Annotated in this window: 8 protein-coding genes and 1 pseudogene; 4 read left to right on the top strand and 5 right to left on the bottom strand. The window is 59.2% G+C overall.

What is annotated here, in order from left to right:
* Positions 1–13 precede the first annotated feature (13 nt).
* Positions 14–877, bottom strand: a complete 864-nt coding sequence (locus KGA97_RS29715; RefSeq protein ID WP_407013414.1) for a methyl-accepting chemotaxis protein — start codon at positions 875–877, stop codon at positions 14–16.
* Positions 869–1,624, bottom strand: a pseudogene (locus KGA97_RS29710) (MCP four helix bundle domain-containing protein); the annotation flags it as partial. The gene KGA97_RS29715 and the pseudogene KGA97_RS29710, both read right to left, overlap by 9 nt.
* Positions 1,625–2,028: 404 nt before the next feature.
* Between KGA97_RS29710 and KGA97_RS27060 the strand changes: the two are divergent.
* The 3 genes from KGA97_RS27060 to KGA97_RS27050 all read left to right on the top strand — a co-directional run bounded on the left by KGA97_RS27060 (position 2,029) and on the right by KGA97_RS27050 (position 4,572).
* A complete protein-coding gene (locus KGA97_RS27060; protein ID WP_008025106.1) occupies positions 2,029–2,238 on the top strand; it encodes a hypothetical protein in 210 nt (69 codons plus the stop codon).
* Entirely contained in the window at positions 2,235–2,537 is a 303-nt protein-coding gene (locus KGA97_RS27055; RefSeq protein WP_008025105.1) for a cell division protein ZapA, read from the top strand. Before KGA97_RS27060 ends, KGA97_RS27055 begins: the two co-directional genes overlap by 4 nt.
* 100 nt (positions 2,538–2,637) lie before the next feature.
* Entirely contained in the window at positions 2,638–4,572 is a 1,935-nt protein-coding gene (locus KGA97_RS27050; protein WP_223481829.1) for a methyl-accepting chemotaxis protein, read from the top strand.
* Positions 4,573–4,644: 72 nt separating this feature from the next.
* Here KGA97_RS27050 and KGA97_RS27045 read toward each other — a convergent pair whose 3' ends face one another.
* The 3 genes from KGA97_RS27045 to putA all read right to left on the bottom strand — a co-directional run bounded on the left by KGA97_RS27045 (position 4,645) and on the right by putA (position 11,615).
* Positions 4,645–5,391: a hypothetical protein gene (locus KGA97_RS27045; protein WP_223481828.1), complete on the bottom strand. Its 747-nt coding sequence runs from the start codon at positions 5,389–5,391 to the stop codon at positions 4,645–4,647.
* Between the two features lie 200 nt (positions 5,392–5,591).
* A complete protein-coding gene (locus KGA97_RS27040; RefSeq protein WP_223481827.1) occupies positions 5,592–7,394 on the bottom strand; it encodes an acyl-CoA dehydrogenase in 1,803 nt (600 codons plus the stop codon).
* A 267-nt stretch (positions 7,395–7,661) separates the two neighbouring features.
* Positions 7,662–11,615, bottom strand: a complete 3,954-nt coding sequence (gene putA / locus KGA97_RS27035; RefSeq protein WP_008025099.1) for a trifunctional transcriptional regulator/proline dehydrogenase/L-glutamate gamma-semialdehyde dehydrogenase — start codon at positions 11,613–11,615, stop codon at positions 7,662–7,664.
* A 463-nt stretch (positions 11,616–12,078) separates the two neighbouring features.
* Here putA and putP point away from each other — a divergent pair, with 463 nt between their 5' ends.
* Positions 12,079–13,563, top strand: a complete 1,485-nt coding sequence (gene putP / locus KGA97_RS27030) for a sodium/proline symporter PutP (protein WP_008042044.1) — start codon at positions 12,079–12,081, stop codon at positions 13,561–13,563.
* Positions 13,564–13,726 lie beyond the last annotated feature (163 nt).

Raw genomic sequence — 13,726 nt, 5'->3', positions numbered from 1 at the left:
CAGGGGGGGCGGGTCAGAGGCTGAACCGTCCAACCATCGTGTTCAGGTCCACTGCCAATCGCGACAGTTCGTTGCTCGCTGCGCTGGTCTGATTGGCGCCGGTGGCCGATTGCACCGACAGATCACGAATGTTCACCAGGTTACGGTCCACTTCACGGGCCACTTGGGCCTGTTCTTCGGCCGCGCTGGCGATCACCAGGTTGCGTTCGTTGATTTCGACGATGGCGCTGTTGATCGTGTCCAGTGACATCCCTGCGCCGCGAGCGATGTTCAAGGTCGACTCGGCGCGCTCGGTGCTGTTGCGCATCGAATCCACCGCGTGCTCGGTGCCGGTCTGAATGCTGCCGATCATGCGTTCGATTTCGCTGGTCGATTGCTGAGTGCGGTGCGCCAGTGCACGCACTTCGTCCGCCACCACCGCAAAACCGCGCCCGGCTTCACCGGCACGGGCCGCTTCGATGGCGGCGTTCAAGGCCAGCAGGTTGGTCTGGTCCGCCAGGCCACGGATCACGTCCAGTACCTTGCCGATGTCGCGGGATTCATTGGCCAGATCACCGATCAGTGTCGCCGTGCTCTGCACATCGGCGCTCATGCGTTCGATGGCGCTGACGGTTTCCTGCACCAGATCACGGCCGTCACCGGCCGACGTGGTGGCGTTCTTCGATGCTTCCGAGGTGCTCACCGCGTTGCGCGCGACTTCTTCCACGGCGCTGGTCATTTCGTTGACAGCGGTGGCGGCCTGTTCGATTTCGTTGTTCTGCTGGGTCAGGCCACGGGCGCTTTCGTCGGTGACACTGTTGAGCTCTTCAGCGGCGGAGGCCAGTTGCGTGGCCGAGCCGGAAATCCGCTGCAGGGTGTCACGCAGCTTGTCTTGCATCTTCGACATGGCCAGCAGCAAACGGCCGGCTTCGTCTTCGCCATCAACGGTGATCGGGCGAGTCAGGTTGCCTTCGGCGATTTGTTCGGCAGCGCTCAAGGCATTGGCGATTGGCTTGGTGATGCTGTTGGTCAGCAGCCAGGCAAACAGCACGGTCAGGCCGGTGGCGATGACCAGCAAGGTGATCACCAGATTGAAGGCCGAATCATATTGATCGGCGGCGCGCTGATTGGTGTCGAGGGACTGCTGGGTGTTGATCTCCAGCAAGCGATTGAGCACTGCGTTGACAGCTTCGGAGTTGGTCAGCAGATCGGTGTTGAGCAAGGTGCGCAGTTCATCGACCTGATTGTTGCGCGACAGGGTTTTCATCCGGTCTTCGATCTGGCGGTACTGCCCCAGCAACTGCACGTATTGATCGTAGGCTGCACGTTCCTGCGGGCTGCTGATCAGCTTTTCGTAGGTCGCCTGAGCCGCACGAATCTGTTGGTTGCGCGACTCCAGCAGCTCCATGGTTTTCTGCTGAACGTCGGGCTCGCGGTTCACCAGCAAACGGTAGGACAGCACTCGCAGGCGCAAGGTGAGTTGAGTGAACTCGTCGAGGCTTTTGATACTCGGCACGCTGCTCAAGGTGATCTCCTCGGCAGCACCGCGAATCTTGCTCATCTGGTTCAAGGCAAACACCCCCAGAACCAGCATCAGACCGCCAATCAGGGCGAAACCGAGGAACGCCCGCGGAGCGATATTCATATTACGAAGGGACATGGTGTTTACCGAAAAGAGCGCACCTGTGCGGCGCTGAGACTGACGTATGGATGACTTATCGGTCATACGACTAAAGTCTTGAGGGGCTGCGCGTATTTGTCGCAGTCAGACCGTTTCCTGTAGGAGCGAAGCTTGCTCGCGAAGGACGTTAACGGTAACGCGTGCAGTCTGGATGAACGCGTTGTCTGGACGTCCTTCGCGAGCAAGCTTCGCTCCTACAGAAACTATGGCGACGAAGTGCAGGAACCAGATCCGCCAATCACAGTCTTTAAAGTTCGCGAGGAAGGTCGCCCGCCAGGAAAATCAAGGCCTTGCGCCCCATTAACCCTGGCATCCGTGGTGACTTTTCTTTATCGTACGCGCCCCTTGAAAATGCTTGGAAAATCAAAATGTTGGAAGCATCCCTAAGCCAATTGGAACAACTGGTCAGCGACCTTGTTCAACAGAACCAGACCCTGAGTGCAGAACTGGCCCAGGCCAAGGATGAAAACGAAAGCCTGCAACTGAGCCTGATGGAACAGGAAGAGAAACAAGGCGCCACCGCCGCCCGCATCCAGGCCCTGGTTGAACGCGTCAGCGCCGGCCCGGTCAGCGCATGAGTGTCGGCGCCGCAGGGGTAAAAGTCGTCTCGATCCTGGGGGAGGACTATTCGATCAAGGCGCCGGCCGGGGAAGAGCAAACCCTGCTGGACGCCGCATTGATGTTGAAGGCTGCTTTGGCTGACACCAAAAGAAAGTACCCGACCCTGATCGGTGACCGCCTGCTGGTGCTGGCCGCGATGAATCTGTGTTCTCAGCAGATCGAAATGAAAAAGCAGCACAAGCTCGAACTCGACCGTTACCAAGAGCAAGTCAGCGCCACGGTTGAAGTGATCTCCAAGACGATCAATCAAGCCTGATCGGCTTTGCGCACAACCAAAGAATAAATTGTCGTTTGAGTTGTATACAATCGGCACGGCTGTTGCAGTGTTTCAGCCTCTTATTCTTTGGGGGTGCTCCATGCAGTTCTGGCGTCGCAGTATTCAGTGGCAGTTGATCCTCAGTATGGGCACCGCCCTGCTGGTCAGTATTCTGATCGTGGTTGGCGTTTATACCCTCGTGGTCAACCGTCTCGCCCAGAGCTACCTGGTCGAACAAGCGCTGCCGTCGAGCATCGAAGCGATGCGCAACGACATCGAGCGCATCCTCGTTCAACCCCTCACCGCCGCCAAGGACATCGCCAGCAACAGCATGGTGCGCGACTGGCTGGCCGGGGGTGAAAACAGTGACCAGACCGCCGCGTTCGTGCAGTATCTGGAAGGCATCCGCGCCGAACACAAAGCCTTTACCGCGTTAATTGTCGGTACGGCTTCAAACCACTATTTCACTGAAAAAGGCCTGGACCGCAGCCTCAGCCGTTCCAATCCCAAAGACGCCTGGTTCTATTCGTTCCTCGACAGCAACCAGCCGCGCACCCTCAATATCGACAACGACACAGCCACCGGAGAATTGGCGCTGTTCATCGACCTCAAGGTCGAGCAGGCCGGCAAAGTCGTGGGCGTTGCCGGGCTTGGCCTGAGCATGAAAGAGCTGTCGGAGCTGATTCACAACTTCACCTTCGGTGAGCGCGGCAAGGTCTATCTCGTGCGTTCCGACGGTTTGATCCAGGTTCACCCCGAAGCGCAATTCAGTGGCAAACGCACCTTGGTCGAGCAAATCGGTGCGTCGGCCGCGCAGGCAGTCATGGGTCAAAAAGCTGCCAGCAGCAGCTTCGTGCGTGATGGCGAAGACTTCCTCGCGTTGAGCCTGCCGCTGAGGGACTTGGGCTGGACCCTGGTGGCCGAAGTGCCACAGTCGCAGATCTACGCCGAAGCCCGCCGCGCCATGTGGATGAGCAGCGGCATTGGCCTGGTGGTGGCGCTGGTGTGCCTGTTGCTGGTGGTGTTGCTGGCTCGTGGGTTGGTGCGGCCGATTCGTCAGGTAACAGCAGCGTTGGTTGCCATCGGTAGCGGTGGTGGAGATTTGACCCACCGGTTAGATTCCAGCCGCGCCGATGAACTGGGTGACCTGGCGCGCGGCTTCAATCGATTCCTCGACAGTCAGCGCGAGTTGATCGGCGAAGTGCTGACCACCAGTGAGCGTTTGCGCACCGCCGTCAGCCAGGTGGCGAAGGTTGTGGACAACACCGCCGAACGCTCCGGGCGTCAGCAGGAAATGACCGACATGGTTGCCACCGCCGTCCATGAAATGGGCCTGACCGTGCAGGAAATCGCGCAGAACGCCGGTAACGCGGCGGTTGCCTCGCAGGATGCTCGCGATGAGGCGATGCAGGCGCGGGAAGTGGTCGGTGGGTCGATCCGACATATTGAAAGCATGTCCGATGAAATCGGTGTCGCCGCCAGTGCGGTGGGCGAACTGGCTGATCAGGTGGCGTCGATTGATCAGGTGTTGGCGGTGATTCGCGGAATTTCCGAGCAGACCAACTTGCTGGCGCTTAACGCGGCCATCGAAGCAGCGCGGGCTGGAGACATGGGCCGTGGATTTGCCGTTGTGGCAGATGAAGTGCGGACGCTGGCGCGGCGAACTCAATCGTCCACCGATGAAATTCAGCAAATAATCGGCAGCCTTAAACAAGGCGCGGAGAACGCGGTGTCGTCGATGCACACCGGTCAAGCGGCGACCGGCACCGGTGTCGAGTCGAGCCAGCGCACCGGGACGTCGCTGACCGCGATTACCGGGCAGATCGAGCGTATCAGCGACATGAACCACCAAGTCGCGACCGCGACGGAAGAACAGTCGGCGGTAACCGAAGAGATCAACCGCAACGTGCAGGGGATTTCCGACTTGGCTCGGGCGACGGCAGGGGAGGTCAGGGCTTGCCGAGAGGATTGCCAGACGTTGCAGCGGTTGGCGGATGATTTGGCGCGGCAGATGGGTGGGTTTCGGTTGAGCTGAGTTTCGAGTCCAAGGCTGCACAGGCTGGCCGAGAGCGCGACAATAGTGTGTGCGCTCTCGGGGCGCTGATGATCAGTCAGAAACGAATGACGAGACCAAAAGCTCTTTCCCGTATACCTCAGCACCATTGACGGTATCGATATAAAAAACCCGCTTCTCTCTCACGACCCAGGAACGTTGTTGTTCATCGATATAGGTGTCGCCACTGGTCATTGATCTGAACATGTCATCGCGGTTGAACAACCGATTACCAATTTGGGTATCACCCTCTGTTTTGACGGTTACGCGATAGCCGTTATCGATTTGCCAGCGATACTCTTTGCCTGTGACGGTGCTGTTGCGACTACCTCTTACCTTGTCACCCACTCTGGTGGCCAGAATGAATTGGTCGTGGGTGAGCCGTATATAAGGGTCTATTTTTGGTGTGCGTTCTGCGGCAGGGAAGCCATAGACAATGCTTAGCCACTCGTTGGCAGACATGGCCTCGTAGTCCTTGTACCCGACGAGGTAGTCCCACTCATATCGCTCGTCGGGCGAAACGATTTCCATCATACCGACAGCCGTTGTTTCAGTACTCTCCGAAGCTTTCTTCTCACCGGTGGCGCCAACGGAAACCATCTCAATAGTGATAAGGGACTGTTCGTTTGACGGCCTGTGATAATTCTTGTCGAGGACGATGTATTCAATCCCTTTGGAATCGGTCCAAATCGTTCCCGCTCTTCCAGGCCCAGCTGAAATGGATGCCAGAACGCAATAGTCACGGCTGACAAGTCCTGGGAGTTTGATTGTTTTGTCTGCAAGTGTGTTTGGCGTATTCATCATGCTCTCTCAAATAGGAGGACCGACGGACAGGGTGATGTCCGTCGTTGCCGACAAATAGTGTGACGTCGGGAATCCAGCCTATCGGAGCTGCCTTGATTACACAGCTGTCAGAAATAACAGGTGTGTCGAGTGCAGAGTTGGCGTGTTTCAAAATGAACACTCAATGCATTACCAATACTCTGCACTGAATCAGTTGCTCAGAACCACTCATCCTGCATGTTCAAACACACATCATCCCGAGCCTCAAGAATCGCCAATTCATGGTGGCAACCCGGCACTTCCCAGGTCAGGAAATACCGCGCCGCCTGCAGCTTGCCTTTATAGAAGCTCACATCCGCCGCATTCCCCTTGGTCAACCCTTCTTCGGCGCGAATCGCCTGCTCCAGCCAGCGCCAGCCAATCACTGTGTGCCCAAACACCTTCAAGTACAGCGCCGAATTCGCCAGGCTGCTGTTGACCTTGCCTTGAGCCAGGTCGGTCAGCAAACCGAGGGTTACGGTTTGCAGGCGGGCCACCAGTTTCTCCAGCGGTTCACGCAGCGCATTCAACGATTCGTACGCTTGCGCCCGCTCGGCAGTGTCGGCGATCAGGCGGATCAATTGCTTCAGTCCCGCACCACCGTTCTGCGCCAGTTTGCGGCCCAGCAAGTCCAGTGACTGAATGCCGTGGGTGCCTTCATGAATCGGGTTCAGACGGTTGTCGCGGTAATACTGCTCAACCGGGTATTCGCGGGTATAACCGTGGCCGCCGAGAATCTGGATCGCCAGCTCGTTGGCCTTCAGGCAAAACTCCGACGGCCAGGATTTGACGATTGGCGTCAGCAAGTCCAGCAGCTCATGGGCCTGTTTGCGCTCGGCTTCGGTCGCAAGCGTCGTGGTGTCATCGAACAGTCGCGCCGCATACAACCCAAGATCGAATGAGCCTTCGACGTAGGCTTTTTGCGTGAGCAACATGCGTTTGACGTCGGCGTGCTGAATGATCGCCACCGGCGCGGTGTTCGGGTCTTTGCTGTCCGGCACGCGGCCTTGCGGACGCTCGCGGGCGTACTCCAGCGAATACAGGTAACCGGCGTAACCGAGCATCACCGCGCCCATGCCGACGCCGATTCGCGCTTCGTTCATCATCTGGAACATGTAGCTCAAACCGTGGTGCGGCTTGCCCACCAGATAACCGATGCACTCACCGTTATCACCGAAATTCAGCGCGGTGGATGTGGTGCCGCGCCAACCCATCTTGTGGAACAGCCCGGCCAGCAACACGTCATTGCGCTTGCCCAGGCTGCCGTCATCGTTGACCAGGAACTTGGGCACGATGAACAGCGAAATCCCCTTCACTCCGGCCGGTGCGTCCGGCAGTTTGGCCAGCACCATGTGCACGATGTTTTCCGACAGCGGGTGATCGCCGCCGGAGATGAAGATCTTGTTGCCCTTGAGTCGATAGGTGCCGTCAGAAGCGGGCTCGGCGCGGGTACGAATATCCGACAACGACGAACCTGCGTGCGGCTCGGTCAGGGCCATGGTGCCGAAGAAACGGCCGTCGATCATCGGTTGCAGGAAGCGCTGTTTCTGTTCCTCGGTGCCGAAGCTTTCGATCAGGTTCGCCGCGCCCATGGTCAGGAACGGGTATGAAGTCGAGGCCGCGTTGGCTGACTGGAAGTGCGCGAAACACGCCTGGGACAACAGCGTAGGAAGTTGCATGCCGCCGGCGTCGAAACTGCGCGCGGCGTTGAGGAAACCGGCTTCGAGGAAGGCATCCACCGCCGGTTTAACTTCCGGAATCAGAATCGCCTGGCCGTCCTCGTAGCGAGGCTCGTTCTCGTCGCCCTTGCGGTTGTGCGGGGCGAAAAACTTCTCGGCAATGCTGCGAGCGGTGCCGATGGCGGCGTCGAAGGTCTCGCGATTGTGCTCGGCGAAACGCTCACGCTGGGTCAGGCCTTCGGCGTCGAGGACTTCATACAGCTCGAAAGCCAGATTGCGGGAACTGAGCAACGTCTCGGACATGGCGGCCTACCTTTTTTTGGAATGGACCGAGTCTAGGCGTGGGGATAGAGGCTGAACAGGATGATTGATAACGGTGATAGACAGGCCAAACACGACCCCTGTAGGAGCCGGCTTGCTGGCGATAGCGGTGCCTCAGATACACCGCGTTGAATTGATCGCCAGCAAGCCGGCTCCTACAGGGCCTGTGCGGTATTGCGGTTTAGTGGTTCAGGCAAAAAAAATGGGCGCCGGTGAGGGCGCCCATTTTTGCAGCTGACACTCGGCGGTTTAGCCGATGGTCATCAAGCTCGCATTACCACCCGCCGCAGCGGTGTTAACGCTCAACGCTCGCTCGATCACCAGGCGCTCCAACGCAATGTTGGTCTCGCCCAGCGACAACCCGTGAACCCCGACAATCGCCCCGGCACGCTTGGCCACTTGCTGGCACACCGCACGCAACTGATCGGAATGGCCGTGATGCAGAACCGCATCAAACACCACTTCGTCCTTGTTCCAGTCGGCAACCAGCTTGATGCGCGCCTGAACTTCCTTCGGCAGGCGTGCGAACAAGGCTTTGGTCAGGTCAGCTTCCGGCCATACCGCTGAGCCACCGACGGCCAATACCGCCGCCAGTTGCGTCAGCAAATCGCCTTCAGCTTCGGCCAGGGACAGCACGTGTTCACGCGGCAGGATCGCGTAGCTGTTGCGCTCGCCGGTCGGGCCCGCCAGCACACGGGTGATGCCGCTTTGCGATTGCGCCGCGAACTGCACGCACAAGGCGCTCAGGTCGGCAAACTTGTTGCTGTCGGCCCAGGTTTGCAGGGCGGTCAGCGGTTTGCTCATGGCATCGCGCAGACGAACATCCGGTGCAGTGGCGGCGTCGCCACGAGCGAAGGATTGTTCGATTGCATCGGCAGGCCGCGTCGACAGCAGGCGGTACAGGTACAACGGACCACCGGCTTTCGGGCCGGTGCCCGACAGGCCTTCGCCACCGAACGGTTGCACGCCAACCACAGCACCGACGATGTTACGGTTCACGTAGACGTTACCGGCATTGACGTTGTCGATCACCTTGGCGATGGTCTCGTCGATGCGCGTATGCACGCCCAGCGTCAGGCCGTAGCCGGAAGCGTTGATCTGACCGATCAACTGGTCGATGTCTTTGCGCTTGTAGCGCACCACGTGCAGCACCGGGCCGAAGATTTCGCGTTGCAGCTCATCGAAGCTTTCCAGCTCGATCAGCGTCGGCATCACGAAGGTGCCGCGTTTGACTTCTTCGCTGTTGGCGATGGCCACCTGGTACACGTTGCGACCTTTGTCGCGCATGGCCTGGATGTGCTTCTCGATGCCCGCCTTGGCTTCGGCGTCGATCACCGGGCCGATGTCCACGGACAGGCGCTCAGGGTTGCCGAGACGGCATTCAGCCATGGCGCCCTTGAGCATTTCGATGACACGGTCAGCAGAATCTTCCTGCAAGCAAAGTACACGCAGAGCCGAGCAACGTTGACCGGCGCTGTCGAAGGCCGACGACACCACGTCGATCACGACTTGTTCGGTCAGTGCCGAGGAGTCGACGATCATCGCGTTCTGGCCGCCAGTCTCGGCGATCAGCGGAATCGGGCGGCCCTGTGCATCCAGACGGCCAGCGACGTTGCGTTGCAGCAAACGAGCAACTTCGGTGGAACCGGTGAACATCACGCCTTTGACCCGATCGTCACCGACCAGACGGGCGCCCACGGTTTCGCCACGGCCCGGCAGCAGTTGCAGCACGCCTTCCGGAATCCCGGCTTCGAGCATCAGGCGCACGGCCTGGGCAGCGACCAGCGGGGTTTGTTCCGCAGGCTTGGCCAGTACCGGGTTACCGGCGGCCAATGCAGCGGCAACCTGACCGCTGAAGATTGCCAGCGGGAAGTTCCACGGGCTGATGCACACCACCGGACCCAATGGGCGGTGGGCGTCGTTGGTGAAATCGTTGCGAGCCTGCACCGCGTAGTAACGCAGGAAGTCCACGGCCTCACGCACTTCGGCGATGGCGTTGGCGAAGGTCTTGCCGGCTTCGCGAGCCAACAGGCCCATCAGCGGCTGGATCTCGCCTTCCATCAAATCGGCGGCACGTTCCAGAATCGCAGCACGTTCGGCCGGCGGGGTGGCCTGCCAGATCGGTGCAGCGTTCAGGGCGCACTGGATCGCGTTGTCGACGTCTTCGACATTCGCTTCCTGTACGTGACCGACCACGTCACGCAAATCGGACGGGTTCAGAACAGGCGCAGGGGTTTCGGTGCTGGAGACGCAGCCGAGCATCGGCGCGGCTTTCCAGTGGTTGTGAGCAGTGGCCAGCAGAGCGCACGACAGCGAAGCCAGGCGATGTTCGTTGGCCATGTCGATGCCGCTGGAGTTGGCGCGCTCGGCACCATAAAGATCGCGCGGCAGCGGGATACGCGGGTGCGGCAGGCCGAAGCCGCCTTCCAGCGTCGCCATCTGCTCGATGCTGGCCACTGGATCGGCCACCAGCTCCTGAATCGAAATGGACTGGTCGGCGATACGGTTCACGAACGAGGTGTTCGCGCCGTTTTCCAGCAGACGACGTACCAGGTACGCCAGCAGCGTTTCGTGAGTCCCGACCGGTGCGTACACGCGGCATGGGCGGTTCAGCTTGCCTTCGGAAACTTTACCTACAACCTGTTCGTACAACGGTTCGCCCATGCCGTGCAGGCACTGGAACTCGTACTGGCCCGGGTAATAGTTCTGACCGGCGATGTGGTAAATGGCCGACAGAGTGTGGGCGTTGTGCGTGGCGAATTGCGGGTAGATGACTTCCGGCACCGACAACAATTTGCGGGCGCAAGCGATGTAGGAAACGTCGGTGTACACCTTGCGGGTGTAGACCGGATAGCCTTCCAGGCCTTCGACCTGGGCGCGCTTGATTTCGCTGTCCCAGTACGCGCCTTTCACCAGGCGGATCATCAGGCGATGACGGCTGCGGCGAGCCAGGTCGATCACGTAATCGATCACGTACGGGCAACGCTTCTGGTAAGCCTGGATCACGAAGCCGATGCCGTTCCAGCCGGTCAGTTGCGGCTCGAAGCACAGGCGCTCCAGCAGATCCAGCGACAGCTCAAGGCGGTCGGCTTCTTCGGCGTCGATGTTCAGGCCGATGTCGTATTGCTTGGCCAGCAGGGTCAGCGACAACAGGCGCGGGTACAACTCGTCCATCACACGCTCGTACTGCGCACGGCTGTAACGCGGGTGCAGTGCCGACAGCTTGATGGAAATGCCCGGGCCTTCATAAATCCCACGACCGTGGGACGCTTTGCCGATCGAGTGGATGGCTTGTTCGTACGACGCGAGGTACTTCTGCGCGTCGTGTTCGGTGAGGGCGGCTTCACCGAGCATGTCGTAGGAATAGCGGAAACCCTTGGCTTCGAACTTGCTCGCGTTGGCCAGGGCTTCGGCGATGGTTTCGCCGGTGACGAACTGCTCGCCCATCAGGCGCATGGCCATGTCGACGCCCTTGCGGATCATCGGCTCGCCGCTTTTGCCGATGATGCGGCTCAGGGACGAAGTCAAACCCGCTTCATTATGGGTGGCGACCAGTTTGCCGGTCAGCAGCAAGCCCCAGGTTGCGGCGTTGACGAACAGCGACGGGCTGTTGCCCAAGTGCGGCTGCCAATTACCGGTGCTGATTTTGTCGCGGATCAGTGCGTCACGAGTGCCTTTGTCCGGGATGCGCAACAGCGCTTCGGCCAGGCACATCAGTGCCACGCCTTCCTGGGACGACAGGGAAAATTCCTGCAACAGGCCCTGAACAATTCCGGCACGGCCACCGGCGCTCTTCTGATTGCGCAGTTTCTCGGCAATCGAAGCAGCGAGCTTGTTGGTGGCGTCAGCCATGGCGACCGGCAGGCGAGCCTGTTCGATCAGCATCGGCACCACTTCCGGCTCAGGGCGACGGTAAGCAGCGGTGATGGCGGCGCGCAGCACCGATTGCGGCAAGATGCTTTCGGCGAACTCAAGGAAGCACTGGTGCGCGTGGTCGACATGGACGTCGCCACTGTCGTCGGCTTCTTTGGCCGTCAGGCCGTTGAGCTCGGTCAGGGTTGCACCACCCTCGAGTTTTTCCAGGTAATTGAAAATTGCCTGCTTGATCAGCCAGTGCGGCGTGCGATCAATCGAAGTCGCGGCGGCCTTGAGGCGCTCGCGGGTCGGGTCGTCAAGTTTGACCCCAAGGGTGGTGGTAGCCATATTTTTATCCTCATGTTTGCCACGACCGCGTGGCATCAGCTGGCGGCAAGATTAGCTGCGCGCTCTCTGAGGTGCAACCGGGTGCAACCCTTTTTTTGTCGGAATAATAGGCAGCTCGTCAGGAATTAAATTCCGGTACGAACGTACCGCTCCTGCTTGGTGCTTTTGCTTCTAGTAAACGCTTATGACTGCTCTAAAAGGGAGCAAAAACAGAGCTTTTCAAGCTAAATCCGACTAGGTGCAACTTATTCTCAAAAAATGGGTTGCACCTTATTTGCGTTGTTGAATAGGATTCGCGCCCAAGGTGCAACCGGTTAAAAAGACAGGTGCACCGGCTGATGGCTTTCCTGGGGAAACATCAGTCCTAAATGCGCGGACCCGCAAATCGTTTGATCAAACATTGTCGTTTGTCGGCGTTTTCACACTCTGCCGCTACATAAAAACAAAGCCAGGGCATCACTTAATGAGCGTTAGCAATCCAACCCTGATCACGTTCGTGATCTACATCGCAGCAATGGTGCTGATCGGCTTCATGGCCTATCGCTCCACCAACAACCTTTCTGACTACATTCTGGGCGGTCGCAGCCTGGGCAGCGTCGTGACTGCATTGTCCGCCGGTGCCTCCGACATGAGCGGCTGGTTGTTGATGGGTCTGCCGGGCGCCATCTACATGTCCGGTCTGTCCGAAAGCTGGATCGCCATCGGTCTGATCGTCGGTGCTTACCTGAACTGGCTGTTCGTCGCCGGCCGTCTGCGCGTGCAGACCGAGCACAACGGCGATGCGCTGACGCTGCCGGACTACTTCTCCAGCCGTTTCGAAGACAAAAGCGGCCTGCTGCGGATCATCTCGGCGGTTGTGATCCTGGTGTTCTTCACCATCTACTGCGCGTCCGGCATCGTTGCTGGCGCCCGTCTGTTCGAAAGCACCTTCGGCATGTCCTACGAGACCGCGCTGTGGGCCGGTGCTGCGGCGACGATTGCCTACACCTTCGTCGGTGGTTTCCTGGCAGTCAGCTGGACTGACACCGTACAAGCCACGCTGATGATCTTCGCCCTGATCCTCACGCCGATCATCGTGTTGCTGGCGACCGGCGGCGTCGATACCGCGTTCCTGGCTATCGAAGCGCAAGATCCAGCCAACTTCGACATGCTGAAAAACACCACCTTCATCGGCATCATCTCGCTGATGGGCTGGGGCCTGGGCTACTTCGGCCAACCGCACATCCTGGCGCGTTTCATGGCGGCGGATTCGGTCAAGTCGATCGCCAATGCCCGTCGCATTTCCATGACCTGGATGATCCTGTGCCTGGGCGGCACCGTGGCTGTAGGCTTTTTCGGTATTGCCTACTTCTCGGCCAACCCTGCCGTGGCGATGCCCGTCAGCGAAAACCACGAGCGCGTGTTCATCGAGCTGGCCAAAATCCTGTTCAACCCATGGATCGCCGGTATTTTGCTGTCGGCCATTCTGGCTGCGGTCATGAGCACCCTGAGCTGCCAGTTGCTGGTGTGCTCGAGCGCCCTGACCGAAGACTTCTACAAAACCTTCCTGCGTAAATCGGCTTCCCAGGTGGAACTGGTCTGGGTCGGCCGCGCCATGGTGTTGCTGGTTGCCCTGATCGCCATCGCATTGGCCGCCAACCCGGAAAACCGTGTGCTGGGTCTGGTCAGCTACGCCTGGGCCGGTTTCGGTGCTGCGTTCGGTCCAGTGGTCCTGATCTCCGTGATCTGGAAAGACATGACCCGCAACGGCGCACTGGCCGGCATCCTGGTCGGCGCGATCACCGTGATCGTGTGGAAACACTTCGAACTGCTGGGCCTGTACGAAATCATCCCTGGTTTCATCTTCGCCAGCCTGGCGATCTACATCGTCAGCAAACTGGGCGCGCCGACTCACGGCATGCTGCAGCGTTTCGCTGCTGCCGAGGCTGATTTCCGCCTGAACAAGTGATCGGGATGAGCTGAGGCTCAACCCTTTCGCCGAACATGAAAACGGCCCGCTTCCTTTGGAGGCGGGCCGTTTTTATTGGGCGTTAGAAAAGCCCCTCTGTGGGAGCGAGCCTGCTCGCGATGGTGTGTCAGCCAAAGAGGTTTCGACTGACACACCATCGCGA

The sequence above is a fragment of the Pseudomonas sp. BF-B-15 genome (genome assembly GCF_019946675.1).
GTDB lineage: Bacteria > Pseudomonadota > Gammaproteobacteria > Pseudomonadales > Pseudomonadaceae > Aquipseudomonas > Aquipseudomonas migulae.
The sequence above is the reverse complement of the archived record's forward strand: the minus strand, read 5'-3'. Positions and strand labels throughout refer to the sequence as shown.